This window comes from Nocardia sp. NPDC047038 (genome assembly GCF_040644075.1).
Taxonomy (GTDB): domain Bacteria; phylum Actinomycetota; class Actinomycetes; order Mycobacteriales; family Mycobacteriaceae; genus Nocardia; species Nocardia sichangensis.
Genome location: NZ_JBEYVQ010000004.1, coordinates 140,358 through 166,251 on the forward strand (window position 1 = coordinate 140,358; position 25,894 = coordinate 166,251).

Here is a 25,894-nt window from a genome sequence, read left to right on the forward strand (position 1 = left end):
AAACAGCTCGCGCATAGTGGTCGGATCGCACCGACGGAAAGTTCCCGACATCGGTGGACCGGACGCCACCGCGTCGCCGACGCTTCCGATCGGTAGGGCCGGGCTCCGCTACTCGCCTGCTGGCGGAACCGAACCCGCACGCCGCGCGACTATCTGACCTCAGGGCCGCTGATGGGCGGCGTGGCATGGCTGGGAGGACGGCAGTGCAGACACACCCCGCGGTAGGACGGGACCGGCTGACGACAGCCTCGGTGACCGGCGTACTGACAGCGGCCATGGCCTTCTCCATGCTGCAATTGTTCGTCCTCGGCGCGCTCGGCCCGCGCCTCGTTCCGGATCTCGGGATGTCCACCACCGCATTGGGATTGACGACGACCATGGGCTTCGGAACAGCCGCGCTGCTGTCACCGCTGGCCGGTAGCGCGGTGGATCTGCTCGGTCCACGACGATGCCTGATCGCGCTGCTGCTGACCGTCACAGTGGCCCTCGGCGCCATCGCCGCCGCACCGGCCTACGGCGTCCTCCTCGCCGCGGTGGCCCTGGGCGGCGTGCCGCAGGCACTGGCCAACCCCGCAACGAACAAAGCGATCCTGGCTGCAATCCCGCCGACCTATCGCGCAGGGGTGACCGGCGCCAAACAATCCGGTGTCCAACTCGGCGCCATCGCCGCTGGATTGCCGCTCACCGCGCTGGCCGCTTCGGCGGGCTGGCGTACTGCGGTGTGGACGGCGGCGGGTATCGCGCTGCTAGTAGCGCTGTGGGTGTGGCGTACCCTGCCCGCCGACCCGTCGCGACAGCATCACGGCACAACCAGTTCGAGCATCGGTGACGAGCCGCAACCACGCGGGAACGACGGCATCGTGTACTGGCTGGCCGTGTACTCCCTGTTTCTGGGGGCCGCCATGGCATCGATCAACACCTACTTGGCGCTGTTCGGCGAACGACGGCTCGGCCTCGGCGCTGCGGCAGCGGGGACCCTGGTGGCCGTGCTCGGCGTAGCGGGCATCGCAGGTCGCATCGGCTGGGCACGTGTGGCGGGGAACCCGCGCGCGGCAGTCGTCCTGCCCGCCGGATTGGCGTTCGGATCCGGCATCGCGGCGCTGCTGCTGGCCGCCTCCGCACTGATGACCGGGGTGGTGTGGATCGCGGTGATTGCCGTCGGCATCTTCGGCATGGCGGGCAACGCGGTGTCCATGGTGCTGGTGATCCAGCGCTCGGCCCCTGGACGAGCCGGACGCAACTCGGCATTGGTGTCGGCGGGGTTCTTCGCCGGATTCGCGATAGGCCCGCCACTTTTCGGCACCGTGGTGCCCTCGATCGGATACAGCAACAGCTGGCTGATGGTCGCGGTGGAATTCGCTGTCGCGGCGGCAGTCGCGGCGTTGTGGGCAGTGCGCGAACGTGAGGCCCACGTCGAGGAGCGGGCGTGAGGAATATGCATGACAAGCGCCGCTGTGAATGCACGAAACGTACGCCGCTACAGCAGTTTTCACCACGTACAGCTCAACAGCTGCATACGACGGAATGGTGCGGGGGCGCAACATGGTGACGGATTGGGCGTGCGAGGCATTCGATGCCCTCATGAACCGTGTATCGAGCACACAAGCCGCTGTGGGCACCCGGTTTCCGCTATACGCCGACAGTATTTCCGGCGAATGGACAACCACCTCCCGCGGATCCTGGACCGGCGGCTTCTGGGCAGGCCTGCTGTGGCTGCGTGCATCAGCTAGCGGTCGGCACGAGCATTGCAACGCCGCCGCAGAGACGACACAACGCCTGGCCGACTGGGTGACATCAGACACCTCCACCCGCGGGTTGATCCTCTGGTACGGAACAGCCCTGGCAGCCGGGCGCGGTGAAGACACCCGCGCCTCAGCGCTCTGCGAGAGCGCCGCACGCCAGTGCCGTTCGGACTTCGATCACAATCTCCATGTACTGCCATGGGGTTCAGCGTTCGGTGGCCCACGCCTCCTCGCTCGCGTGGACGGAATTCCCGGCCTCGTACCACTTCTGGCCACAGACAAAGACCCACGCAGCCCGGATATCGCCCGCGAACATCTCGAAACACACCTGCACCTCTGGCGGACAACACCGATCGGCACCCCGGCATGGGCCTGGTCGGATGGGACATGGCTTCCCTCGCCGCAACCGCAGCGAGGATGGAGCCGAGGCAGGGCCTGGCTCCTGCTCGCACTGGCCGACGCATGCCGGTACCTGTCCCCGGAATTCCTCTTCGATGCCTGTGCACTCCTCGACGCCGATCAACCACTGGTACCCACCGCCGAAAACCATCCTGACGCGCCACCAGACACCTCGGCCGCCGCGATCGAGGCGGTAGCGCTGCTGAAACTTGCTGCAGCACAGACGCGTACAGCACAGTCCGCAGCGATGCGGCTGAGAGCCACCGAGATCACGCGACGGCTTGCCACGGACTTCCTGAGCGGTCCCGGCACCCAGCACCCCGGGGGCAGGCTGGGTGGCGGATGTTATGACTTCGGCCGCGGGCTTGCCACCAACCACGAGCTGATCTGGGGCAATTTCTTCTTCGCCGCGGCTCTGGCCATGCAGACCGGGTTGATCGCCCCTTTCGACACCTGACGCGGCCTCAGCGCAACACCGACCTGGCCACGGAGGAGATATGCAGTTCGTCCGGACCATCCAGCAAGCGCGCCATCCGCCCCATTCGCAGCAGTCCCGGCAGCGCGGTATCCGGTCCCAGCCCGGCAGCCCCGTACACCTGGATCGCGGAATCAGCCACTTGTTGCAGCGTCCGCGCCGCGGCCACCTTCGCCAAACCGGATTCCACGCGAGCGTCATGACCTGCGTCGAGGAGCGCGGCCGCCTTGTGCACGAGCGGCCGGGTGCTCCGAATGGCCAGCAGCGACTCGAAAACATGCTGCTGCACCAGCTGGCGTTCGGCCAGCGTTCCCGATGACTGACCGCGCGTGCGAGCTCGCTCGCACATCAGGTCATAGGCCCGCTGCGCCTGGCCGAGCCAGCGCAGGCAGCGCAACGTCCGGCCGAGCTGCAACCGCTGCCGCGCGATCGGCAACGCACGTCCCCGCTCGCCGATGAGATGGTCTTTCGGCAGCCGCACCTCGTCCAGGGCGATCTCCCACTGCCCACCCACGCCGAGGATCGGCAGCTCACGCACGAGCCGGAAGCCCGGAGCGTCCGTCGGCACCAGCAGCAACGACAACCCATCCCGGTCCGGAGCCCGCCCGTCGGTGCGAGCCAGCACCGTGATCACATCGGCGTCCTGGGCGCCGCTGACGAACCACTTGCGACCGGACACCACCCACGAACCGTCCGGAGCCTCCGTCGCTCGGGTGGCCGTCAACGTCGGATCGGTGCCTGGTGTGTCGGGTTCGGTCATCGCGTACGCCGCATGCAGCTCTCCGGAAACCAGTCGCTTCAGGTAGGTCTCCCGAACGCGGTCACCGGCATGGCGCTGCAACATCCGCACATCCAACAGCGAGGCCGAGCCGAGCACCGCAGGCCCGTGGTCACTGGCGCCTTCGGCCTCGGCCAAGCACACGTACTCGGCGAACGAAAGTCCCCGACCACCAAGTTCCCTCGGCAGCGGCAACCCCCACAGCCCTTCCGCCCGCGCGGCGTCGGCCAACTGCCGACGGGCTGCCGCAGCATCCGGGCCACCTGTGTCCAGCAGGATCTCTTGTGGCATCACTCGTTCTGCCACAAAGGCTTCCACACGCTCACGCAGCGACGTGCCGTCGATCGCGGCGGCGGACATACGGGTGTCGGATGCATACGGGTCCATGGCTTCTCCTCGTCTGCCGGGAACTCGACGTCCCCGCGCTGCGACTGCTGTTGTCCGCGGGAGTGGTCGGCGGCGATCGCCACCGAGTTCCCGCGGCGGTCACTCTGTTCGAGAAGGAGAGCCATGACACTCGGCGCTACGCGGACCTCCGACAACCAACTGACGGCGAAACCATTGGAGGGGGTGCAGCTCGAGACCGGTGGACCGCCGGGTCCGGTCTCGATCGCGGCGCAGCACCTGCGGTTGCTGGGCGCCGAACCTTCCACGGCCGACCATGACGCGCTGACTCTCACCGACCTCGACGGCGCGAGAGTCGAAACCCGCCTGTTCTGGGGCAGGCCGGACAGCGAGGTGTGCGATGAGGCGACAGCGCAGGCCGCCGCAGGACTGATGCTCGTGCACGGACGTCGCGACAGCTCACCCCGCGGACTGGCCGTGGACTACGTCTCGACCGCTTCCGGTGTGCTCGCCGTCCAAGGCCTGTTGGCCGCGCTCATCGGCCGCGCGAGGGGCACCTCGGTCACCTCGGCGGATGTCTCGCTCGATCGCGTGGCGCTGCTGACCGTCTCGCAGTACCTCGCCGCAGCGTGCGCCGAGGACGATGAAGCCAGCCCACTGGCGCCCGGTGGGCCACCGTTCACCACTGCCGACGGCGTTCGATTCGAACTCGAAGCACTGGACGTCGCGGTGTGGGCCGAATTCTGGCAGGCCATGCGAGCACCGATGCAAGCCGCACGAAAAGGCTGGCGACCCTTCCAGTTCCGCTATGCCACCGCCTGCGCTCCGATCCCCGACGAGCTGCATCACGCCACGCTGGCCAGCACGTGGGCACAGGTACAGGCAGCCGCGGCCGAATCCGGCGCCGACGTCTGCCGATTACACACCCTCGCCGAACGCTCGGCGGAACTGCACGGCGGCGGAGAATCGACGCTGCCCTGGGAACTGGCCGCCTACCCGGGGATCCCCGCGGCGATACCGGCACGCGGCCGATGTAGCGACGAGCGCCCTCTGGCGGGGTTCACCGTGCTCGAGGCAGGGCGTCGAGTCCAGGCCCCACTCGCCGCGCACCTGCTGGGGCTGCTCGGCGCGACCGTCGTGCGAATCGAACCGCCAGGCGGTGACCCACTGCGTGGCATGCCACCCACCTGCTCGGACATCTCCGCACGCTGGCTGGCCCTCAACCGGGGCAAGGACGCGATCGAAATCGACATCAAGTCCCCCTCCGACCGGCAGCGGTTGCTCGAACTGGCAGCCGACGCCGACGTCTTTCTACACAACTGGGCGCCCGGCAAAGCCGAGCAACTCGGGCTCGCCGCCGACACGCTGTCGGCCGCCAACCCGAGCCTGATCTACGCCTACACCAGCGGCTGGGCAGGACGGCTCCCCGGCGCCCCCATGGGCACCGACTTCATGGTGCAAGCCCGCACCGCCGTCGGAGCGGCGGCCCGCCCAGCCGACGAACCACCGACACCGTCACTGATGACCCTGCTGGACGTGCTCGGCGGCATGCTGGGCGCCGAAGCGATTCTGGCCGGATTGCTGACCCGCGAACGCACCGGCCGCGGCGTGCGCGTGGAATCCTCCCTGTTGGCCGCCGCGCAACTGCTGACCGCGCCGGCTCTGCGCCGGGCGCATGACGGTCTTCCCCTCCGTCACCCCGCCGGATTCCGTCGCCCGTTGCCGACCGCTGACGGGCTCATCGCACCCGCCGACGAGCACGCCGTCGCGGCAGCCGACACCGCGGCACAGGTGCGTGCGCTGTCCACCGACGACGCCTGCGCGATGCTTCGTGGCCGAGGCATCATCGCCACCCCGGTGACCACCGATCTCACAACCCTGCCCACCGATTCTCGCTTCGCAGGCGCCATGACACGCGACGACCACGGCGCCGTCGCCGTGTCGTCGCCTTGGAGGTTCCGATGAGCGTCGCACTACACGATCTGGTCCCCCGCAAGCTACGCAGAACCTGGGCGGCCGACGGCAGCTACCCCGACCTCGACCTGTATTCGCTGTTCCGGGCACGCCGCTGCCAGCACCCGCACCGAACCGCACTGGTCGACAACGAAGGCGAGGTCAGCTACGCGGAATTGGACGCCCTGGCGCGGCAACTGGCCGCCGGTCTGGCCGCCCGAGGCGTACAAGCCGGCGATGTCGTCGGCATCCAGCTGCCGAATTGCCGCGCCGCTGTCATCGCAGACCTCGCTTTGGCCGCACTGGGCGCGGTAGCCCTGCCGTTCCCCGCCGGCCGCGGCATGCGCGAGGCCGAGTCGCTGCTGCGGAGATCGGAAGCCGTCGGTGTCCTGGCCGCCGCCCAGTTCCGTGGACACCACCACGCAACAGATCTCGCGCAGTTGCTCGGCCAATTGCCGACATTGCGTTTCGTAGTCTCCGTCGGTATCGACTTCGCGCCGAAAAGCTGTGTGCCTTTCGCCGAGCTGTTCCCTGGCGACTATGACGATTTCGTCCCGGACCGCCCCGATCCGGACGCGGCCGCTCGCATCCTGGTGTCCTCCGGGTCGGAGTCGGAACCGAAGATGGTCGCCTACTCGCACAACGCGCTGGCAGGCGGCCGCGGCAACTTCATGGCATCGCTGTTGACCGACGACCGACCGCCCCGCAGCCTGTTTCTCGTACCGCTCGCCACGGCGTTCGGCAGCAACGGCACTGCTGTGACGCTGGCCCGCCACGGCGGCACGCTGATTCTGCTGGATCATTTCTCGCCAAGGGAAGCGTTGGCGTCGATCCAACGGCATCGTCCCACGCACGTGCTCGGCGTCCCCACCATGATCCGGATGATGCTCGAAAACGGCGCAGCCGCGACCGACACCTCCGCACTGACGGCACTGGTGCTCGGTGGTTCCCAACTCGACGCCACCACCGCCCGGGAGGCACAACAAGCATTCGGATGCACGGTGGTGAACCTCTACGGGTCGGCCGACGGCGTCAACTGTCACACGGATATCGACGAAATCGATTCCGGCGAAGGGACTTCGGGAGTGTTGGTCGGGCGACCCGACCCGCGGGTGGCGCAGATCCGCATCGACCGGGTCGACACCGGCCGGACCGCGGCGCCGGGTGAAACCGGAGAAATAGTCGCCCGGGGCCCGATGACGCCGCTGTGCTACGTCGCGGACCCGCAATTGGACTCGCGTTATCGCACGAGCGACGGCTGGGTACGCACCGGTGACCTCGGCGTCCTCGACCCCGCAGGCCGCCTGCACGTGGTCGGGCGGCTCAAGGAGATCGTCATCCGCGGTGGCGCGAACATCAGCCCCGCCGAGGTCGAACGCATGCTCGCCACACATCCCGATGTCCGCGACGTGGCGTGCATTGGCGTCCCCCACGACGTGCTCGGTGAGCGACTCGCGGCCTGCGTCGTGCCACGGCCGGGCAGCGTGCTCGACTTGGAAGGGCTGTGTGCTCATCTGGCGGCCAACGGCATGGAGCGCGGCAAACACCCCGAATCGCTCCTGCTGCTCGATGCCCTGCCGTTGACCCCTGCGGGCAAACCCGACCGCGCGGCTCTGCAAACACGGTTCACCACCGTCCGGCACTGAAAAACGGCGGGGCAGCCGTGGAAACGGCTGCCCCGCCTTACGATCCGCCTGGTCAGGACCCGGAGAGCGCCTTTTTCAACGTGGTTGCCGCACCCCGATAGACGGACAGAAGATCCTGGCCCTGCTCGGGATAGTTCACGATCGAAACCTGTTCGACGCCCGAGTCCGGCAGCACGGCGCCGGTGGACATGTGCGCGTTGTCGAGCACGAACCGCGGCTTCTTCGCGCTCAACTCCGCCAACTGACCGGGCGTGACGGGTTCGGGACCATAGGTGCCCACAATCTGCGCACCTGCCAGCTCGGCCGCCCACGTCGAGAACACCTGGGCGATGACCGTCGGCTGCCTTCCACCCGGCCAAGCCGAGCGGAGGTCCCCGCCGAGCTTGTCGTACTCGGTGCTGAACGTCGCGATCCACGCCTGCGCCGCCGCGGTGGTGCCGAAGCGCTCGCCCAGCGCCTGCACTTGGGCTTTCACCTTGGCCGCGGAGTTGTCCAGATCGACTTCGATCAATTCGGCCTTCGATCCCGCGGCTTCCTTGATCTCGGCCGCGAACGGCTCGAACGGCGCGTAGAGCACGAAATCCGCTTCCGCCACCGCGGTCAGATCCGACGGTTTGGGATCGTAGTCCGGAGCATGGTGAACCGACGGCGGAACAATGACTTTCACGTCCGCCGCGCCTGCGGCTTCGGCGAACGCAGCCTCCCAGGTGGTGGTCGCCACGACGGCCGGGTGGGTGTGTCCATGGTGATCGTGCTGTTCGCTTTCGGAGCTGGAACACCCGCTCAGCAGCACGGTTGCCGCGACCACAGTCGTCAGGCTCATACCGGCGGTCAATGGTCGAAAGCGTGCCATGAGAGTGTTCTCCGTTCAGGAATCAGATGGGCCGCGAAGGCGACTGCCCCCGCGGTGAGGACCAGCACCGGCCCAGGAGGAAGATCGAAGGCCAGCGCCAGCACGAATCCCACGGAATTCACCGCAACGCCGATACCGACAGCCCAGACGATGATCGAAATCAGCGAGCGGCCCAACCGCCGCGCGGCCAGAGCCGGCAGCAAGGTGAGCGCATCCACGAGCAGCGCACCGGTCAGCCGGATCGCTCCGGCCACCGCGACCGCGATCAGCACCAGCAGAACCAGCGTGAGCCGCCCCACCGCCACACCGGAAACCAACGCCAGCTCACGATCGTGCAACAGCAGCGCCAAATCCCGTCTTCGCCACCAGAACAGCGCGGGCACCACTACCGCGAGCACCGCCAACACGACGACGTCCTGGACCCGGACCGCGAGAATCGAACCCCACAGCAGCGAAAATGCCGCCGAAGCGTTCACTCCGGCTACCGCAAGTACCAGCAGCGCTGCCGCGACGGCCGAACTCATCAGCAAACCCATTGCGCCGGAGAGGGTTTCCGGCGTGCGCGCCAGCGGAGTGATCCCCGCCCCGGCCACCGCACACGCGAGCAGACCACACAACGCCGGATCCCATCCGGTCAGCATGCCGACCGCGGCGCCCAGCAGCGCGACGTGCATCATCGCGAACCGGACCGGGATGATGTCCAGCCCCACGATGGCCACACCGACCACCGGCAGCCCGATCGAGCCCACCAACAGCGCCACCCCGGCACGCTGCACCGACCCCATTCCGAGCAGATCGAACACCTGCCCAGGCCCGTTCACAACAACTCCCGCAGTCGGCCTGCGGCCATCTCCAGCACTCGGTCGCAACGCCGCGCCATGGCGCGGTCATGGGTGACCACGACGAGGGTGACAGGCAGCTCCGTCAGGACGTCGGCGGCCTGCTCCTGACCCGCGAAATCCAATGCGGCCGTGGGTTCGTCGGCCAGAACGACGCTCGCTCCAGCTGCCACGCACCCCGCAGCGCGGGCCAGGTGCATACGCTGCAGTTGCCCACCCGAGAGCGTGTCGAGTGGTCGGCCGAGCAGCTCGCCCACACCCAGCCGTGTCGCCATCGCCTGCGCCTGACGGACGTCTCCACTGCTGGCCAAGAGCTCACCGGCCAGCAGCGGAAATCGGCCCGCCGCGGGCCGCTGGGGAATCCACCCGCACACCCGCCGCCGCCACGCATAGTCCGCCGATGTGCGGCCACCACGGCCTCCCACGGAGATCTCGCCCCGCACAGCCGCATGCAGGCCGATCACCGCGCGCAGCAGCGTCGTCTTGCCCGAGCCATTGGTACCGGTCAATGCGACCCGTTGACCGGCAGAAATGTCGAGGTCGACATCACTGACCACGTCGACACGTCCGTGCCGGCACGACACCCCCCGCAAGCGCAGGTTCAGCCCCGCCATCACCCCACCTCCTTACCGGCCGTCACCCGCACGCCGACCGGTGTGCCCGGAAGTAGTCGCACCACCACGCCCATCGGTTCCGCGACATGATCACCGTCGGCCGCGGACCCGTCGATCCCCCGCACCACCGAGACGAGGGTTTCGCGGGCACGGGCCACCCGAGAACGAATCGTGCCGACCGGACAACCCACCGTCTGCGCCGCCTCGGCATAGGACATACCCAAGACCTGGGTCAACACGAACGCCTCGCGCCGCTCTTGCGGCAGACTGCACAGCAGGTCGTTCAACGCCACCTCCTCGGCGAAATCCGGCGTACGCCGATCAGGCCGCTGTTCGAGAATCTGCGACCATTCCGGCACCTGAGTCGTCTTCGGACGAGCGGCGACACTGCGGAACCGGTCCACCACCACGCGGCGAGCGATCGACAGCAGCCAGGTTCGTGCGGTCGAATTCCCGGCGAACCGCGGCAGACTGCCCATGGCCCGCAAGAACGTCTCCTGTGTCAGGTCGTCAGCGGATTGGACATCGGTCAGGTGCGCGACGAAACGCCACACATCCCGCTGCGTCGATTGGATGAACTGCTCCAACGCCTTTCGATTGCCTGCACCGGCCGACAACGCCAGCGCGGTCAGGAGTTCGTCGGACATCCGCGGCCTCCACATCGACGCATCCGGCACACGAGAAAGCGCCAAGCGCTCAGAGCCGATCGAGGAGAAGGACCGTCGCCGCGGCAGGCAGCCGACAGCGGAGAAGGAGAAAACATTCGCACAATTTCTGTTCGCGACACCACCATTCGGCGGTGCGGAGAGACCGGCAGCCGGACTCGCGCAGTGCGCACACCGGCGTAGAGGACCGACTGCCGCTGGACGGGGGCCGGGTGTGCGCACCGGCGTCGCGGCAGACCCTGACGGCTTGCTCACGCGCATCGATGACACGAGCGGCTACGTTCGCCCCCGGAATACCGGCAGCGCCGAATCGCGCCGATCGACGATCGGCCGGGCAGCACTGCCTCCACCGGCAGCACAAGGCGTGGCTGCCTCCGATGGCGAACTCTCAGAACCGAACCGCGCCCACCGGAGGCCCACGCCGCGCCATCACATGACGCAGCACGCCCGCGCGCAGCGTCTCGATGCGATGGTCGGCTTCCACCACGGTTCGGGGCTCGCTGTCGACCGACGGATGCACCAGAACCAGAAGCAGAGGCGCCAGAATCCGTGTATACAGCGTCGCCAGTAGCGCGAAGAAGGCGAGTTCCCCGCGCCACAGCCACACCGCGCACACCAGCGCGGCCGCCGCGTGCGCAGCGAACATGCCCCCATCACTGTGCGGATCAATGGTTTCGGAAGCGGCGTGAGCGGCCGACATCGATGACATGCCGAACCACACGTGCAAGACCGCCTGCATCACCGCAAGCCCACCGCCGATGGCGAAGAAGCCACGCTGACGATCGGCCAGCGCCCACGCCATCGAACCCGTCGCGGCAAACGCCACGATGAAAGCCGACACCGACACGCTGTGCCCCGCCGAGGCCCCATGCCCCAGCGCCGACAACAACACCGCGACTCCCGCGAACACGATGGCACGTGCCGCCCGCGCGTTCCGGGGCGCGGGCACAGTGTTCATAACGCCGTCCATCATGACACTCATATGCCGGCACTGTCCCGCGGGGTTTCGATCACGGCCTCGCCGCAGGCTGCGAAACCGACGAGCCGATCATCAAGCGGCCGAGCATGATCAGGACCTGCGACGAGCCACTCCCATACCGAGTGCCACAAGCAGGCCCAGGGCGCCCAGCACAATGCCGATCCCGCCGAGCCAGCGCGCGGTCGTATCGCTCGACGAACCAGAACTGGAGGACGCCGACTGGATGTCACCATGGTTGTCGGCGCCACCGGAATGCTTGGCGGCCAACGTCAGCGAAGGAGCTGGACGCTCCGGCTCGGACCCATCACCGTCCGCCTTCTGGTCCCAGCGCACGACTTGACCATCCGCGTAGGTCTGCACCGCGGGGATCGTCACCGTCTCGGTGTCCGGCAACCCGTTCGCCAGCACGGAGAACTGCCCGAACTGACTCGGCCCGATGCCACCCCCGGCATCAGCCGTCCAGGTGATGTCGGTGACGTTCCGCGCGGAGTCTTTCCGCACTACCGCTTTCCATCCCGGCGCAGCCTCGGTATCCGCCGCCGTCACCCCCGGAAGCTGCACCGCGACTTCGACCGTGGGGCTACCAGTGCCCGATTCGTTCGGCACCCGGAAAACCAGGACCCCCGACCCGCCGCGAGACGCGTCAGGCCCAGAGACAGTGATGTGCGCAAGCGCGGGAGCGGCCGCCACAGTCGTCACGAAGGCCGCGGCAGCGCCTGCCGACGCCGCCCGCACCAGCCAAGAACTGTTCATCGTCGAGACCTCTCCTCACGGTGAGAAAACGAACGCAACAGATGCTCGCCGACGACGATATGCCACAACTGCGGCAGAACCGCGCATCTGCCGTGAGCGCCGTCGTGGCGAAGACGGCGCACCGCCGGCTCGGCGTCGTGGAGGGTCCGGCACCCGACCACGACTTCCGGACCTACCGACTGCTCAGTGGGTGTCGTTCCAGAACTGGATACCGGCTGCGATCAACGCCGGGACGCCGACGATGACGGTGCCCGCGACCGCGCCGATGCCTGCCAGTGCGGCGCCGGTGATGAGGCAACCGCCGATCGCCGCCGGAACCGCGAGCAGACCGATCGACACCACACCCCCGGTCGCTCCACCGACGATGCCGCCGGCGACGCAGCCGATGCCGCCGCCGATCGCACTACCCAGCAGGCTCCCGACAGTCGCCGCAGCCATCATCGACATGCTGAAGTTGCCGAGGGCCGCGTTGTAATTCGGATGAGACAGTGCATCGATCTCCTGAGCTGTCGCCGCGCTGATCGGGCGCGCGTCGGCGGGATCGGTGCTCGGGGTCAGCGTGACCGTATCGCCGTCCAGCTGCGCGGCGATCGGCATCGCGCTGCCACCGTGGACGTAGGTCAGCGGAAGAGTCGCGACGGACGTTCCGCTCCGATCGATGAACTGCAGATGGTCATCGCTGACGGTGAGCGCCCCGGCATCCATGGTGAGCACAACCGAGCGGTCGACCACGTTGGCCTGGAAATGGACATCCGGAGTCTCCTGCGTGGGATCCGCCGTCGCGGTTCCCGCCGAGATACACAAAGCCGAGATAGCCATGGCGGCCACCGCAGCGCCCTTACGAAACATCACTGTCGTCTCAACTCTCGATTTCCTTGTGGCAGCGTGGGTTCGCAGCCGACAAAAGGTCGGAGAAGTTGTCGAACCAGTTCCTGATATGACGCACAACACATACCGACAGAGAGAGCGCGATCGCCGAGACCCGCTGTCACCCGTGCCGACGGTCACGGCCCCAGCTTCTGGGTCAGCTCCGCTCACGCTGTGACTTCGCAGTGAATCACGCCGACGGTAGCGGGCCAACGCGCCGGGGACGGGACACCACGTTGAACAGCGGATTGCCCATACTCACCCTGAGAGCTACCACAGCCGCCCGCGTCGCATTCCCGGGGCTGATCCAGTAGCAGCATGCGGGATTGCCAGTCGCCGATGGGGCGGGTCACTTACAACTCTATGTGGCGGTTAGGTGCCCGTCGCTGACCGCTCGTCTCGGGTTGACATACCCGGAACTCAATCTGCTCGAGTTTGTTTGCTTTACCAACGCACGCTCAAGGGATACATTGCCGTGCAAGCTATTTCGCAGTAGATGAGCAGTCGCGGCCAGCGGCGGTCTACTGGGCGGTGGTCAGAGCAGGAGATGGAAGATGTCGAAGGCGACGTTCCATTCGGCGGTCCCGGGGTTCTTACGGTCCGGTTCGATAGTGACGAATGTGTGCGCCAGCGCCACGCTCAAGCCTCCGGCAATCAGCGGCAGCCGCTGCTCGGTCGCCTCGGACAGGGCCATGTCCAACGGCGGCCGGGCCGCCAGTTGATCGAGCACAGACTGTAGTTCGATCTCCTCATCCAGTTTCTCGAACCGGTGGATGCTCTCCTGCAGTCCCTTGGTGATCGGCAGGTCCCACGGTTCGATCACGTCCCTCAGGTTTGCCTTTGCCGAGGCCTTGCCGATGAGGATCAGATCGTAGATCTTGTCGTCGATGAAGTCCGTGTAGCGCTTGACGTCGTTCCGGTCGACTTGCAGGCCGGCCGCTGCCCGGAAGAATTGCTGGAATTTCACGGTACCCATCACTGGCATGTCGTCAGCTCCTGTCGAAGTATTCATGGATTTGGCGAACCGCCATCGCTCCCTCACCGACAGCGGAGGCGACACGTTTCACGGAGCCGGTGCGGACGTCACCGGCAGCGAACAGGCCGGGCAGGCTTGTTTCGAGCGTCCTCGACGGCCGGTCGCCAGTCCGCCGGTTGCCGTCCTCACGGGCGTAGACCGCGTCCATGCCCGTGAGGACGAAGCCGTGGTCGTCGAGTGCGATCGCGTCGGCCAGCCACCCGGTGTGCGGCACCGCCCCGATGAAGACGAACAGTGCGTGTACCCGGAGGGTGTCCTGTTCGCCCGTCTGATTGTTCTCGACCACAATCCGGTCGAGGTACTTCTCGCCGTGGACCTCGCGAATCTCGGTGTTCCGGTGGACGGTCACGCGCGGATGGCGCTCGATCTGGTCGACGAGGTACCGGGACATGCTCTTTCCGAGGTCACCGCCGCGGATGAGCAGATGCACGTGGGTGACACGGTCCGCGAGAAAGACGGTGGCCTGTCCGGCGGAGTTTCCGCCGCCGACGATGGCCACGGGGTCGGTGCCGCACATCCGCGCTTCCTGATGGGTTGCGGCGTAGTACACGCTTGTCCCCTCCAGTACCTCGATTCCCGGAACCGCCAACTTGCGGTATCGCGCGCCGGTGGCGAGCACGACGGCCCGGCCGCGAACCGTGCCGCCGTCCGCCAGCCGGAGCACGTGGTGGCCGTCCTCGGACCCCAAACCGCTCACCTCCGCCGACACCAGGATGCGGGCGCCGAACTTGCCGGCCTGGATCACGGCTCGCTCCGCCAATTCGGCGCCGGAGATCCCTGCCGGGAAGCCGAGGTAGTTCTCGATCCGGGAGGAGGTACTGGCCTGGCCGCCCGCGGCGAACGACTCCAGTGTCACCGTGTTCAACCCGTCCGAGGCGCCGTACACGGACGCGGCCAGACCGGCCGGTCCCGCACCCACCACGACGAGGTCGAACACGTCCTGGGCTGCGTCGTGGACCGAGTCCGGGACCGGAAGCCCGACGACGCGGGCGAGTTCCGCATTCGTGGGATTGCGCAGCACCTTCTCGCCGTGCCAGATCACGACGGGGGTGTCCTCGGGGGCGACGTCCAGGCTGCGCAGCAGCTGCTCCGCCCGTTCGTCCTGCTCCACATCGATCCACCTGTGGGGCAATCGGTTTCGAATGGCGAACTGCCGAAGCCGCAACGTATCCGGCGAATAGCAGGAGCCGATGATCCGGAATCCCGAACCGAGCCCGATCAGCAGGTGCCGGCGCACCAGGTAGGCGCGCAGGATGAGATCGCTGAGCACGGGATCGTGGGAAACCAGCTCGCGCACCCGGTCGGCCGGGACGACGAGTATCTCGCCGTCCTCGATCGCCTCGGCGGTGAAGAACGCCACCTGGCCTTCCAGCAGTCCTAGCTCGCCCAGGAATCGACCGGGACCATGCACGCGCAGTATCCGGCGTTGACCGTCTCCGTCGCCCTCGTCGATGATCGCGACCTTGCCCGAGAGGATGACGAAGAAGTCGTTGCTGGGTTCGCCCTCTCGGATCAGCACCTCGCCGGGGCGAACCGCTCGACGCGTGCCACCGACCTCGAGTGTCGCGACCTGGTCGTCCGTCAGCCGCGGGTATGCTCCGAGCTCATCCGGAGTCTCGTCGAGCGGCGGAATGTCGCGGACGGGAGCGGCGCCCTCAGACGAAGTTCTGGTCGACATAACACCAGCGCCAATCTTCACCTGGCTCCATCGACTGGACGATCGGATGGCCGATGGCGTGAGCGTGCGCGCTCGCGTGCTTGCCCGGCGAGGAGTCGCAGCAACCGACGTGTCCGCACGTCAGGCACAGCCTCAGATGTACCCACGGGGTGCCGAGGCGAAGACATTCCTCGCAGCCCTGCGGAGTCCGGGGTGCGACGGGCCGGATCGCGGTCACGTGTGGGTCAACATGGACAGAAGTCATGGCTTCGTCTCCTTGCCTGCTTTTTCCGAGAGCGCCTGGTCGAGCCATGTGCGCAGTTGTGGTGCCGGAGCGGCGCCCGCCTGACGAGCCAGGATCTCCCCTCGGTCCATCACCAGCAGAGTCGGTACGGCGCGGACGGTGAATCGTTCGGCCGTCCTGGGCGCAGCATCCACGTCGATCTTCACCAGCTTGATTCGACCCGCGCGTTCCCTGGCGAGCTGCTCGAGCGCCGGACTGACCATGCGGCACGGGCCGCACCACGTCGCCCAGAGGTCGACGAGCACAGGCACCGAGGATTTCTCGGCGACCTCCGCGAAGTCGTCGTCCCCTGCCGAGGCGATCCAGGGCAGCGGCTCGTGGCAGTTCCCGCAGCGCGGTTCTCCTTCCCCGGCCGCCGCCACCCTGTTGACCTTGCCGCAGTTCGGGCACTTCACCATTTCGGATCCCACGACGGCACCTCTTCTCAGGCCGCCGCGACGGCGGGTTCCGCATACGCGACGGCGAGTTCGCCGTCGGCCACCGTGACACGGATGGTGCCACCCGGTTCGATCTCGCCGCGCAACAGCGCACGACCTATCCTCGTCTCCACCTCGTGGGCGATGTACCGCCGCAGCGGCCGCGCGCCGTAGACCGGGTCGAAACCGTGTTCGGCGATGAGCCGGCGCGCTTCCGGCGTGATATCCAGATGTATCTGCCGCTGCGACAATCTGTTGCGAAGATCGGTGAGTTGTAGCTCGACGATGTGCTCGATCTGGGGCAGCGTGAGCGGGGTGAACAACACGATGTCGTCGACCCGGTTGAGGAATTCGGGGCGGAAGTGCCCGCGCAGCTCCGCCAGCACGCGCTCCCGGGCATCCGGTTTGATCTCGCCGTCGGCTGTGACTCCCTCGAGGAGATACAGGGATCCGATGTTGGAGGTCATGATGATCACCGTGTTCCGGAAATCGACCTGCCTGCCCTGAGAATCGGTGATCCGGCCGTCGTCGAGCACCTGCAGCAGGGTATTGAAGACGTCGGCGTGGGCCTTCTCGATCTCGTCGAAGAGCACGACGGAGTACGGCTTGCGGCGTACCGCCTCGGTGAGCTGGCCGCCCTCGTCGTAGCCGACGTACCCGGGGGGCGCACCGATGAGCCTGCTCACCGTGTGCCGCTCTTGGTACTCGCTCATGTCCAGCCGCACCATGTTGTCTTCGCTGTCGAAGAGGGCACTGGCCAGCGTCTTTGCGAGCTCGGTCTTTCCCACGCCCGTCGGGCCCAGGAAGATGAACGAACCGATCGGCCGGCGTGGGTCACGGATACCCGACCTCGCCCGGATCACCGCGTCTGCGACCAGTTGCACCGCCTCGTCCTGACCGACGACCCTCTCGTGCAAGATCTCGTCGAGCTTCAACAGCTTCTCCCGCTCGCCTTCCTGCAGCCGGGCGACCGGGATACCCGTCCATGCGGCCACGATCTCTGCGATCTCGTCTTCAGTGACCACCTCACGCAGCAACGGGTTCCGGCCCTGCCTGGTGGCCAGTTGCTCCTCCGCCGCCCTGAGTCTGCGTTCCAGCTCGGTGATCTCGCCGTATCGCAACTCGGCGGCCCGGTTGAGGTCGTAGTTGCGCTCAGCCTCCTCGGCCTCGTGGCGCAACCGTTCCAGCTCTCCCCGCAGCTCCTGCACCCGCCGGATCGCCTGCCGCTCGGCCTCCCACTGAGCGTGCCTGGCGTCGGCCTCGGCCCGTAGGTCGGCCAGCTCCTTGCGCAGCTCTTCGAGGCGCGCCTTGCTGGCCGCGTCCGTTTCCTTGGACAGCGCGGCCTCTTCGATCTCCAGCCGGGTCACTTTCCGGGTGAGCTCGTCGAGTTCGGCGGGCATGGAGTCGATTTCGGTGCGTTGCCGAGCGCATGCCTCATCGACCAGGTCGATCGCCTTGTCCGGAAGGAAGCGGTCGGTGATGTACCGGTGCGAGAGGGTCACGGCGGCGACCAGGGCGCCGTCCTTGATCTTCACGCCGTGAAACACCTCGAGGCGTTCCCGAAGTCCGCGCAGAATCGAGATCGCATCCTCGACACTGGGCTCGTCGACGAGAACGGTCTGGAATCGACGCTCCAGTGCCGCATCGGATTCGATGTGCTTGCGATATTCGTCGAGAGTGGTGGCGCCGATCATGTGTAGTTCGCCGCGGGCGAGCATCGGCTTGAGCATGTTGCCTGCGTCGAGAGACCCGTCGCCGCCGACTGATCCCGCGCCCACAACGGTATGCAGCTCGTCGACGAACAACAGGATGCGCCCCTCCGCCGCCTTCACCTCCGACAGCACCGCCTGCAGTCGCTCCTCGAACTCGCCGCGGTACTTCGCACCGGCCACCAGGGAACCCATGTCGAGCGAGAAGATCGTCTTGTCGCGCAGGCCCTCGGGCACGTCGCCGCGGACGATCCGCTGGGCGAGGCCCTCGACGATCGCGGTCTTACCGACGCCGGGGTCGCCGATCAGCACCGGATTGTTCTTCGTCTTCCGGCTCAGGATCTGAGTTACCCTGCGGATCTCGGCATCTCGGCCGATGACCGGATCGAGATTGCCTGCCCTGGCCTCGGAGACGAGATCGCGTCCGTACTTCTCCAGCGCCTCATAGGCCCCCTCCGGGGTCGCCGATGTGACACGCTGGTGGCCGCGCACGGTGGTCAAGGCGGTGAGGAAGGACTCTCGCGTGACCCCATGACTGGCGAGGACCCTGCCTGCCGCAGTGGCCGACCCCTCCTCGGAGAGGGCCATCACGAGATGCTCCACCGACACGTAGGAATCCTTGAGTCGCTTCGCCTCCCGTTCCGCGGCGTCGAGCAGCCTGGCCAGGCGCTGGGTGATCATCACCTGACCGGGCGTCGCGCCGGGGCCGCTGACCTTCGGCCTACGCGAGAGGTCATGTTCCAGATCGGATCGCAGGGCATCGACGTTGGCGCCGGCCTGCTCGAGCAGTCGAGGTACCAGCCCTTCCCGCTGATCGACCAACGCGAGCAGCAGGTGCTCTCCGTCGACCTCGGTGTGACCCATTCTGGTCGCTACATTCTGGGCTTCCTGCAGGGCCTCTCGTGACTTTTCAGTCAGGCTGCCGGTGTCCATGGGGTGCCCTCCTTCCGCGGGAAGCTGCTTCGAGTTTCTCGATTCGATCCAGCAGATCGAGTACGAGCCCGATGGCCGAGTAGTTCAGGCCCAGACCGGTCCGCAGCCGTTGGATGCGGGCGGCATGGGCCACTTCGGATGGTTGGAACGACATCTCGCCGCCGGCGTCTCGGTGGGCGTCGAGCAGGCCGAGCGCCACAAGCCTGCGTGCCAGGTCCGGGTGTAGCCCGGTACGTTCGGCGAAGGCATCTGGCGACAATCCGGGACGGCGAACCAATACGTACCGGGTGACCGGGGTCGGGGTGCTCATGTCTCTTTCCTCGGATCGAAGTTCGATTCGGTGGCCAACTGCTCGAACAGCTCACGTTCGCGTGCTGTCGGTTTCGACGGCACCATCACCTTGATCTCGGCATAGAGATTGCCGTTGGGGCCACGCGGATTGGGCATTCCTTCTCCGCGCAGCCGCAGCTTCCTTCCCGTCGACGAGCCCGGCGCCACTTTGACTTTCGCCTCGCCACCCGGGGTGGGAACGACGACGGTCGACCCGAGCACCGCCTCCCATGGCGATACGGGCAGGTCCACGTAGATGTCGCGACCCTGTATCCGGAAGCGGGAATGCGGCTTGATGCGCACCACGAGGTACAGATCCCCGGGCGGCGCGTCACCGTTGCTCCGCCCGCCTTGCCCGGCCAGCCGGATTCGCTGGCCGTCCAGGACACCGGCGGGAATGTCGACGTCGTACTGGCGTCCGTCCAGTCTGAGTGTGCGTTTGCCGCCCCGATACGCCTGTTCCAGAGTCAGTTCCAGTTCCGCTTCCTGATCGGCTCCGGGAATCGGCCCGTACCCGCCGGCGCCGCCGAACATCTGCCCGAAGAGGTCCTCGAAGTCGACGGCGCCCTCGCCACCGAAACCTCGACCGAAGTGCACCCTTCTGCCCCCGCCGCCGTACCCACCGGCGCCGGCCCGGACCCGTTCGTCGTAGTCCTCGGGCACACGCCGGAAGTCTTCACCGAATCGGTCGTAGCGTTTCCGGGTGTCCGGGTCGGACAACACCTGGTAGGCCTCGTTGGCCTCCTTGAACTTGTCCTCCGCAGTGGGGTCCTTGTTCACGTCGGGGTGATACTTGCGCGCCAGCTTGCGGTACGCCTGCTGGATTTCGTCGGTGCCTGCGCCGCGCGGGACACCGAGGACTTCGTAGTAGTCACGCGCCATCGGTGCTCACCCCTCGGGTCGGCTCACGACCACCGAGGCGGGACGCAACTGCCGACCGTCCTCTCCATAGCCCGGGCGCAAGACCTCGATCACGGTCCCGGAGGGAAGGTCGGGTTGGGCCACCACGCTGACCACTTCATGTAGCTCCGGGGAGAACGGCACACCGACCTCGTCGTGGCGCTCGAAGCCGAACTGCGCCAGCACCTGCACCGCCTGGTCCCGGATCGCCTTCACGCCCTCGACGACGGCCTGGGGATCGCTGCCGGCATGGGCCAGCGCGAGCTCCAAATTGTCCAGCACCGGGAGCCACGCAGCGGAAACCTTCGCCACCTCCGCGGCGCGGGCACGGTCCAGATCCTTGGCAAACCGCTTGCGCAGGTTGTCCAGATCTGCAAGGGCCCTGCGCCAGCGGTCCTCGAGTTGAGCCAGCTCGGCCCCCGTGTCGGTGCGATCCGGCGCCGTCTCGGTCTGATCCCCGTCGGTAGTCGACTCGGTCGTCGAATGATCTGCAGACCTTTCCATCGTGTGCCTCAGCTTCGATCGAATTCGGCGTCGATCACGTCGTCGTCATCCGACGACGCCGCTTCTCCGCTGCCTGCCCGGTGTCCGTCTCCGCCGCCGGACTGGACCGGTGCGAGCCCATAGAGCAGCTGCTGCAGCTCCGAGGTGAGTGGCTCTACCTCCGCGGGGGAAGCATTGTCTTCCACAGCTTTCCTGGCATCGGCGATCAGCATCTCGGCGCGTGCCTTGTCGTGCGGTGGGGCACTGTCGCCGAGTTCGGCGAGTCGCCGTTCCACTTGATAGGCAACCGAATCGAGCGCGTTGCGCGCGTCGACCGCCTTTCGCAGCGCCTCGTCCTCGGCCCGGTTCCGTTCGGCTTCCGCGAGCATGCGCTCTACCTCACTCTGGTCGAGGTTGCTCTGCTCACTGATCGTGATGCTCTGCTCCTTACCGGTGTCCTTGTCGCGGGCGGTGACGTGGAGGATGCCGTTGGCGTCGATGTCGAACGTGACTTCGACTTGGGCCTCGCCACGGGGTGCCGGGCGGATGCCTTCCAGCCGGAACCGACCGAGCACCCGGTTGTCGGCGGCGCGTTCGCGTTCGCCCTGCAGGACCACGACATCCACTGCGGGCTGATTGTCTTCCGCGGTGGCGAACACTTCACTGCGCCGGACCGGGATCGTCGTGTTGCGCTCGATGATCTTGGTCATCACCCCGCCCTGGGTCTCGACGCCGAGGGACAGCGGGGTGACATCGAGCAACAGCACATCGGAGACCTCGCCCTTGAGCACGCCCGCCTGGACTGCGGCACCGAGCGCCACGACCTCGTCCGGGTTGACGCTCATGTTGGGGTCCTTGCCGCCGGTGAGCCGGCGAACCAGCGCCTGCACCGCAGGAATACGTGTCGAACCACCGACCAGAATCACCTCGTCGATGTCGTTGGCGGTGACCTTGGCGTCACTCATCGCCTGCTTCACCGGGCCGAGGCAGCGTTCCACCAGATCCGCCGTCAGATCCTCGAACTTCGATCGCATGATCGTGGTGGTGAGGTGCTTGGGACCGTTCGCGTCAGCGGTGACGAAGGGCAGGTTGACCTGGGCCTGTGTCACCGAGGACAGCTCGACCTTGGCTTTCTCTGCTGCCTCGAAGAGGCGCTGCAACGCCTGGGCGTCCTTGCGCAGATCGATGTTCTCCGCCCGTTGGAACTCGTCGGCGAGGTAGTCCACCAGACGTCGGTCGAAGTCGTCGCCGCCGAGATGGGAGTCGCCGGCCGTGGCACGAACCTCGACCACTCCCTCGCCGACGTCGAGCAGGCTCACATCGAAGGTGCCGCCGCCGAGGTCGAAGACCAGTACGGTCTCGTGGGTCTGCTTGTCCATGCCGTATGCCAGTGCCGCGGCGGTCGGCTCGTTGATGATCCGCAAAACCTCGAGGCCCGCGATCCGGCCGGCGTCTTTGGTGGCGTTGCGCTGTGCGTCGTTGAAGTACGCGGGAACGGTGATGACCGCTTCTTTGACCTTCTCACCGAGGAACTTGCTCGCGTCGTCGACGAGCTTGCGCAGCACGAGGGCACTGATCTCCTCCGGCGCGTACTTCTTGCCCCGCACGTCGAAGCGAGCCTCACCGTTGTCGCCCGGCACGACGTCGAAACTGACCGCTTTGGCCTCCTCGGAGACCTCGTCGTAGTGACGTCCGATGAAGCGTTTCGCGGAGTATATTGTGCCCTTCGGATTCAAGATCGCCTGCCGTCGGGCGAGCTGACCCACCAGCCGCTCCCCGCTCTCGGTGAAGGCCACCACCGACGGCGTCGTCCGCGCTCCCTCGGCATTGGAGATCACCCCCGGCTCGCCGCCTTGCCAGCTTGCGATGACCGAGTTCGTGGTGCCCAGGTCGATACCTACAGCGGTCGCCATGACTCATTCCTTTCGATCGGTCCGGCCGGTGAGCAGGCGAACGGCTTCGTCCGTGACCTCGACGTCGGCAAGGACTTCGTAGTGACGTGGTTGTAATGACTGGATTGAGGTGAAGTCGCGCCGACCGCCCCGCAGCGCGTGCGTGAATAGGCCGAGCAGGACGCCGACAACAGCACCGAACACCAGGCCGTAGCAGGCGAGCACGAGGCCGGTGAGCAACGGCTGGACCCAGTCGAGTAATCCGAAGATCCAGCCGAACAGTGCGCCGTCAGCGCACCCGCGGCGGCGCCTCGCAGAGCGGCCCGGCCGTAGTTCAATCGGCCGACGACCTGCTCGGCCAGCTCGATGTCGCGTCCGACGACGGCCAGTTCATAGACCGTGAAATGCTGGTCTGAGAGGTAGTCGACGGCGCTTTCAGCGTCGGCGTAGTCGTCGAACGTTGCCATTACCTGGCGGGCAGGTTGGTTCGGACGTATCGGCGAGGTTCCACGATCGGACTCTGACATCACGCCCCCTGGGCGTCGATGATTCGGTGTTCGCCGAGCCTGCGCGAACCAGTTCGGCGTCTGGCCGGTCGGTCAACCGCTTGAACTCACGGACGGCTCAACCGCTGAAAGTTCTTCATCCGCCTGTAGGCGTCGACAGAACGGGAGGCGGTGGCGTCCACACCCCAGCTGGGGCATAGGAGTGCCGGAACCCGCTCGAGGCGGCCGGTGCGCGCACTCCGGGCATCAGCCACTACTTCGGTGCTTCCACGAATAGAACTCCGATACGAAAGATCGGGACTGCTGAGCGGTGTGACAAGGTCCCAGCAGGTTGAAAGGAGGAAGCCAACTACGCCACACAGTGTAGCCACGGGAGCACTGGGAGTCACGGGCTCCATGACCGCTCGCGCCAGGAACGGCGGCCACCTGCGCGAGGACTCCACCAAGTCAGGTGGGTGACGCGGTTCTGTCGAACTTGCGGGGGGCTGTTTCCAGTCGGTGGTTCAGAGCTTGTTGGCGAGCACGTCGAGGTTGCTGATTTCGGGCGGCGCAGCGAAGAGTTCGTCGGCGCGTTCGCCGAGGGCCTTGCCGACCGGCCCATTGAGATGTGTTTCGCGGGCGGCCTGGTCTGGGAATGCGTCGATGATGCCGAACGTCGAAGGGCCGAACCGTACCGCGAGCCAGGGCTTCGTGCCGGGCTCCTGCTCGACGAGTGGCAGCGCCGATCGGAGGAATTCCACGACCGCGTCTTCCTTGCCGGGTTTGGCTTCGAGTCGGACCAGCAGCGCCTTGGTGGCCATGGCGGGTCTCCTGTTCGAGGTGGTGGACAGGATCCAGCATCACATCATCGACCGGTGAAGAGAAGGAGCCGAGCCCACAAATCAATGAGACCGATCTCGACCCCCCTAGCGATCGCGGAGCCGAAAGAGGAGACTCCAGGGTGGAGAACGCGACGCCTGGAATGCACCCACTGCTTGTTGTCCATGACGCGAAACATGGTGGTGTGCCTTAGTTTTGGTGTGTTCTTCCGTTGCGTGCGCTGTCGCCTCGGCTGCTCTAGCAGAACGGTTCGTTCGGTCTGTCGCGCACACGTAACCGCCTGTGGCCGCCGGGCGTCGACCGGAAACGCCGCATGTCAGGAGTATCGAGATGAAAGCGCTTGTGTACGACGGACCCCGTGAGGTTCATGTGAAGGATGTGCCCGATGCGAGGATCGAGCAGCCGACCGATGTGCTGGTAAAGATCACCAGCACCAACATTTGCGGGTCGGATCTACACATGTATGAGGGCCGCACCGATCTGGAGCCCGGGATGGTCCTCGGTCACGAGAACCTGGGGATCGTCGCCGAGGTGGGCAATGCGGTGGTAAAGGTCACCTCCGGGGACCGGGTGTGCCTGCCGTTCAACATTGGTTGCGGTTTCTGCCGAAACTGCGAGGAAGGGTTGACCGCGTTCTGCCTGACGGTGCATCCGGATCCGAAGATGGCGGGCGCCGCGTATGGTTTCGCCGGGATGGGACCGTTCTGGGGCGGACAGGCCGAGTATTTGCGGGTGCCGTTCGGCGACTTCAACTGTCTGCGGCTGCCTGAGGATGCTCAGGACAAAGAAAACGACTATGTGATGCTGGCGGACATTTTCCCGACCGGTTGGCACTGCACCCGTCTGGCCGATATGCAGCCTGGCGATTCGATGGTGGTCTACGGGGCCGGCCCTGTGGGCTTGATGGCGGCATATTCGGCGATGATCCAGGGCGCGAGCAAGGTGATGATAGTGGACCGGCATCCAGACCGGTTGCGCCTGGCCGAGCAGATCGGCGTCATACCGATCGACGACTCGAAGGGCGACCCGGTCGAGCAGGTGCTGGAGCAGACCAACGGGCACGGCGCCGACAAGGGTTGTGAGTGCGTCGGCTATCAGGCCCATGACCCGCAGGGAAATGAGGATTCGGCGATGACCATGAACCGGCTGGTCGATTCGGTGCGGTTCACCGGGCACATCGGCGTGGTGGGCATCTTCTTGCCACAAGACCCCGACGCGCCCGACAAGCTGGAGAAGAAGGGCAAGATCGCCTTCGACATGGGCAAGTTCTGGTTCAAGGGTCAAAAGGCCGGAACCGGACAGGCCAACGTCAAGCACTACAACCGCCAGCTTCGTGACCTGATCCATGAAGGCCGGGCCAAACCGTCGTGGATCGTCTCTCACGAGCTCCCACTGGCTGAGGCCGAGTCCGGCTACCAGCATTTCGATGCCCGCGACGACGGATGGACCAAGGTCGTAATGCATCCGTGAGGCGGCCCCGGACCGAGAGGAGCGCAACGATGGCAAATGCACTGCACCGCAAGCAGTTCGCGAAGACCGGAACAGGTGCGTCATGACAATGAACCAGACCTCGGTGTCCCTCGACGATGCACAGCGGGTGATTGCCGCCGGGCAGGCCAAAGCCGCCGAGATCGAGTCGCCCTCGAATATTGCGGTGGTCGATGCCGGAGGCAACCTCGTAGCCCATGTGCGGATGGACGGCGCATGGATCGCCAGCATCGACATCTCGATCAACAAGGCATTCACCGCCCGAGCGCTGGACATCTCGACCGAGGACCTCGCGGCCGACGCGGGTCCGGGCAAGCAGTTCTACGGGATACATACCTCCAACGGTGGGCGCATCATGATCTTCGCCGGCGGTGTGCCGCTGCGGCGCAACGGCCAAGTCGTCGGGGCGGTCGGCGTCAGCGGCGGCACCGGAGAGCAGGACAAGGCTGTCTCCGAGGCAGCCGCAACGGCGATGTGAGCAGGGAACTACGTCGACACGGCACCGTCGCGGAC

Annotated in this window: 22 protein-coding genes and 3 pseudogenes; 6 read left to right on the forward strand and 19 right to left on the reverse strand. The window is 66.5% G+C overall.

What is annotated here, in order from left to right; translation table 11 throughout:
* The first annotated feature begins 203 nt into the window (after positions 1–203).
* The gene (locus ABZ824_RS17140) at positions 204–1,430 is read left to right on the forward strand and encodes an MFS transporter (protein WP_356964044.1); all 1,227 of its coding nucleotides are present in this window, start codon (positions 204–206) and stop codon (positions 1,428–1,430) included.
* Between the two features lie 112 nt (positions 1,431–1,542).
* A complete protein-coding gene (locus ABZ824_RS17145) occupies positions 1,543–2,598 on the forward strand; it encodes a hypothetical protein (protein WP_356964045.1) in 1,056 nt (351 codons plus the stop codon).
* A 7-nt stretch (positions 2,599–2,605) separates the two neighbouring features.
* Here the strand turns inward: ABZ824_RS17145 and ABZ824_RS17150 are convergent, their stop codons facing one another.
* Positions 2,606–3,781 (reverse strand): acyl-CoA dehydrogenase family protein, encoded by a 1,176-nt coding sequence (locus ABZ824_RS17150; protein ID WP_356964046.1) that lies wholly within the window; start codon positions 3,779–3,781, stop codon positions 2,606–2,608.
* Between the two features lie 123 nt (positions 3,782–3,904).
* Between ABZ824_RS17150 and ABZ824_RS17155 the strand changes: the two genes are divergently transcribed.
* Positions 3,905–5,704, forward strand: a complete 1,800-nt coding sequence (locus tag ABZ824_RS17155) for a CoA transferase (protein ID WP_356964047.1) — start codon at positions 3,905–3,907, stop codon at positions 5,702–5,704.
* A complete protein-coding gene (locus ABZ824_RS17160; RefSeq protein WP_356964048.1) occupies positions 5,701–7,338 on the forward strand; it encodes a class I adenylate-forming enzyme family protein in 1,638 nt (545 codons plus the stop codon). Before ABZ824_RS17155 ends, ABZ824_RS17160 begins: the two co-directional genes overlap by 4 nt.
* A 52-nt stretch (positions 7,339–7,390) precedes the next feature.
* Here ABZ824_RS17160 and ABZ824_RS17165 read toward each other — a convergent pair whose 3' ends face one another.
* The 18 genes and pseudogenes from ABZ824_RS17165 to ABZ824_RS17250 all read right to left on the reverse strand — a co-directional run bounded on the left by ABZ824_RS17165 (position 7,391) and on the right by ABZ824_RS17250 (position 23,874).
* Positions 7,391–8,161: a zinc ABC transporter substrate-binding protein gene (locus ABZ824_RS17165; protein ID WP_356964049.1), complete on the reverse strand. Its 771-nt coding sequence runs from the start codon at positions 8,159–8,161 to the stop codon at positions 7,391–7,393.
* An 8-nt stretch (positions 8,162–8,169) separates the two neighbouring features.
* Positions 8,170–9,012, reverse strand: a complete 843-nt coding sequence (locus tag ABZ824_RS17170; protein WP_356964050.1) for a metal ABC transporter permease — start codon at positions 9,010–9,012, stop codon at positions 8,170–8,172.
* Entirely contained in the window at positions 9,009–9,644 is a 636-nt protein-coding gene (locus ABZ824_RS17175; protein ID WP_356964051.1) for an ABC transporter ATP-binding protein, read from the reverse strand. The genes ABZ824_RS17170 and ABZ824_RS17175 overlap by 4 nt, the downstream gene beginning before the upstream one ends.
* A 128-nt stretch (positions 9,645–9,772) precedes the next feature.
* Positions 9,773–10,306 (reverse strand): annotated as a pseudogene (sigC, locus tag ABZ824_RS17180) (RNA polymerase sigma factor SigC); the annotation flags it as partial.
* A gap of 391 nt (positions 10,307–10,697) precedes the next feature.
* On the reverse strand, positions 10,698–11,267 hold the full coding sequence (locus ABZ824_RS17185) for a hypothetical protein (RefSeq protein ID WP_356964052.1): 570 nt from the start codon (positions 11,265–11,267) through the stop codon (positions 10,698–10,700).
* A gap of 111 nt (positions 11,268–11,378) precedes the next feature.
* Positions 11,379–12,041 carry a YcnI family protein gene (locus ABZ824_RS17190; RefSeq protein ID WP_356964053.1) on the reverse strand — a complete coding sequence of 221 codons (663 nt, stop codon included), beginning with the start codon at positions 12,039–12,041 and terminating at the stop codon, positions 11,379–11,381.
* Positions 12,042–12,224: 183 nt separating this feature from the next.
* Positions 12,225–12,860: a hypothetical protein gene (locus tag ABZ824_RS17195; RefSeq protein ID WP_356964054.1), complete on the reverse strand. Its 636-nt coding sequence runs from the start codon at positions 12,858–12,860 to the stop codon at positions 12,225–12,227.
* 583 nt (positions 12,861–13,443) lie between these two features.
* Positions 13,444–13,884, reverse strand: coding sequence for a DUF1931 family protein (locus ABZ824_RS17200; protein ID WP_356964550.1), 441 nt, complete (start codon positions 13,882–13,884; stop codon positions 13,444–13,446).
* A 13-nt stretch (positions 13,885–13,897) separates the two neighbouring features.
* Positions 13,898–15,622 carry an FAD-dependent oxidoreductase gene (locus tag ABZ824_RS17205; RefSeq protein WP_356964055.1) on the reverse strand — a complete coding sequence of 575 codons (1,725 nt, stop codon included), beginning with the start codon at positions 15,620–15,622 and terminating at the stop codon, positions 13,898–13,900.
* The gene (locus ABZ824_RS17210) at positions 15,600–15,866 is read right to left on the reverse strand and encodes a UBP-type zinc finger domain-containing protein (RefSeq protein ID WP_356964056.1); all 267 of its coding nucleotides are present in this window, start codon (positions 15,864–15,866) and stop codon (positions 15,600–15,602) included. Before ABZ824_RS17210 ends, ABZ824_RS17205 begins: the two co-directional genes overlap by 23 nt.
* Positions 15,863–16,315, reverse strand: coding sequence for a thioredoxin (trxA, locus tag ABZ824_RS17215; protein ID WP_356964057.1), 453 nt, complete (start codon positions 16,313–16,315; stop codon positions 15,863–15,865). The genes ABZ824_RS17210 and trxA overlap by 4 nt, the downstream gene beginning before the upstream one ends.
* Before the next feature lie 14 nt (positions 16,316–16,329).
* Complete coding sequence (gene clpB / locus ABZ824_RS17220; RefSeq protein WP_356964058.1) at positions 16,330–18,963, reverse strand: ATP-dependent chaperone ClpB; 2,634 nt, start codon at positions 18,961–18,963, stop codon at positions 16,330–16,332.
* Positions 18,945–19,273 (reverse strand): annotated as a pseudogene (locus ABZ824_RS17225) (chaperone modulator CbpM). Before ABZ824_RS17225 ends, clpB begins: the two are co-directional and overlap by 19 nt.
* Positions 19,270–20,175, reverse strand: a complete 906-nt coding sequence (locus tag ABZ824_RS17230) for a J domain-containing protein (RefSeq protein WP_356964059.1) — start codon at positions 20,173–20,175, stop codon at positions 19,270–19,272. Before ABZ824_RS17230 ends, ABZ824_RS17225 begins: the two are co-directional and overlap by 4 nt.
* 6 nt (positions 20,176–20,181) lie before the next feature.
* Positions 20,182–20,697, reverse strand: coding sequence for a nucleotide exchange factor GrpE (locus ABZ824_RS17235; RefSeq protein WP_356964061.1), 516 nt, complete (start codon positions 20,695–20,697; stop codon positions 20,182–20,184).
* An 8-nt stretch (positions 20,698–20,705) separates the two neighbouring features.
* On the reverse strand, positions 20,706–22,589 hold the full coding sequence (gene dnaK, locus ABZ824_RS17240) for a molecular chaperone DnaK (RefSeq protein ID WP_356964062.1): 1,884 nt from the start codon (positions 22,587–22,589) through the stop codon (positions 20,706–20,708).
* 3 nt (positions 22,590–22,592) lie between these two features.
* A pseudogene (locus ABZ824_RS17245) lies at positions 22,593–23,095 on the reverse strand (general stress protein).
* Between the two features lie 482 nt (positions 23,096–23,577).
* Positions 23,578–23,874 carry an antibiotic biosynthesis monooxygenase gene (locus ABZ824_RS17250; protein WP_356964063.1) on the reverse strand — a complete coding sequence of 99 codons (297 nt, stop codon included), beginning with the start codon at positions 23,872–23,874 and terminating at the stop codon, positions 23,578–23,580.
* Between the two features lie 349 nt (positions 23,875–24,223).
* Here ABZ824_RS17250 and ABZ824_RS17255 point away from each other — a divergent pair, with 349 nt between their 5' ends.
* Positions 24,224–25,363: a glutathione-independent formaldehyde dehydrogenase gene (locus ABZ824_RS17255; protein ID WP_356964064.1), complete on the forward strand. Its 1,140-nt coding sequence runs from the start codon at positions 24,224–24,226 to the stop codon at positions 25,361–25,363.
* Between the two features lie 82 nt (positions 25,364–25,445).
* On the forward strand, positions 25,446–25,859 hold the full coding sequence (locus tag ABZ824_RS17260) for a heme-binding protein (RefSeq protein WP_355078076.1): 414 nt from the start codon (positions 25,446–25,448) through the stop codon (positions 25,857–25,859).
* The last annotated feature ends 35 nt before the right edge of the window (positions 25,860–25,894 follow it).

Coding starts and splice junctions, on each gene's coding strand:
- ABZ824_RS17145 (WP_356964045.1), top strand. CDS start 1,543: ATGGTGACGGATTGGGCGTGCGAGGCATTCGATGCCCTCATGAACCGT.
- ABZ824_RS17150 (WP_356964046.1), bottom strand. CDS start 3,781: ATGGACCCGTATGCATCCGACACCCGTATGTCCGCCGCCGCGATCGAC.
- ABZ824_RS17155 (WP_356964047.1), top strand. CDS start 3,905: ATGACACTCGGCGCTACGCGGACCTCCGACAACCAACTGACGGCGAAA.
- ABZ824_RS17160 (WP_356964048.1), top strand. CDS start 5,701: ATGAGCGTCGCACTACACGATCTGGTCCCCCGCAAGCTACGCAGAACC.
- ABZ824_RS17165 (WP_356964049.1), bottom strand. CDS start 8,161: ATGAGCCTGACGACTGTGGTCGCGGCAACCGTGCTGCTGAGCGGGTGT.
- ABZ824_RS17175 (WP_356964051.1), bottom strand. CDS start 9,644: ATGGCGGGGCTGAACCTGCGCTTGCGGGGGGTGTCGTGCCGGCACGGA.
- ABZ824_RS17185 (WP_356964052.1), bottom strand. CDS start 11,267: ATGAACACTGTGCCCGCGCCCCGGAACGCGCGGGCGGCACGTGCCATC.
- ABZ824_RS17190 (WP_356964053.1), bottom strand. CDS start 12,041: ATGAACAGTTCTTGGCTGGTGCGGGCGGCGTCGGCAGGCGCTGCCGCG.
- ABZ824_RS17195 (WP_356964054.1), bottom strand. CDS start 12,860: ATGGCTATCTCGGCTTTGTGTATCTCGGCGGGAACCGCGACGGCGGAT.
- ABZ824_RS17200 (WP_356964550.1), bottom strand. CDS start 13,884: ATGGGTACCGTGAAATTCCAGCAATTCTTCCGGGCAGCGGCCGGCCTG.
- ABZ824_RS17205 (WP_356964055.1), bottom strand. CDS start 15,622: ATGTCGACCAGAACTTCGTCTGAGGGCGCCGCTCCCGTCCGCGACATT.
- ABZ824_RS17210 (WP_356964056.1), bottom strand. CDS start 15,866: ATGACTTCTGTCCATGTTGACCCACACGTGACCGCGATCCGGCCCGTC.
- clpB (WP_356964058.1), bottom strand. CDS start 18,963: ATGGACACCGGCAGCCTGACTGAAAAGTCACGAGAGGCCCTGCAGGAA.
- ABZ824_RS17230 (WP_356964059.1), bottom strand. CDS start 20,175: ATGGCGCGTGACTACTACGAAGTCCTCGGTGTCCCGCGCGGCGCAGGC.
- ABZ824_RS17235 (WP_356964061.1), bottom strand. CDS start 20,697: ATGGAAAGGTCTGCAGATCATTCGACGACCGAGTCGACTACCGACGGG.
- dnaK (WP_356964062.1), bottom strand. CDS start 22,589: ATGGCGACCGCTGTAGGTATCGACCTGGGCACCACGAACTCGGTCATC.
- ABZ824_RS17250 (WP_356964063.1), bottom strand. CDS start 23,874: ATGGCCACCAAGGCGCTGCTGGTCCGACTCGAAGCCAAACCCGGCAAG.
- ABZ824_RS17255 (WP_356964064.1), top strand. CDS start 24,224: ATGAAAGCGCTTGTGTACGACGGACCCCGTGAGGTTCATGTGAAGGAT.
- ABZ824_RS17260 (WP_355078076.1), top strand. CDS start 25,446: ATGACAATGAACCAGACCTCGGTGTCCCTCGACGATGCACAGCGGGTG.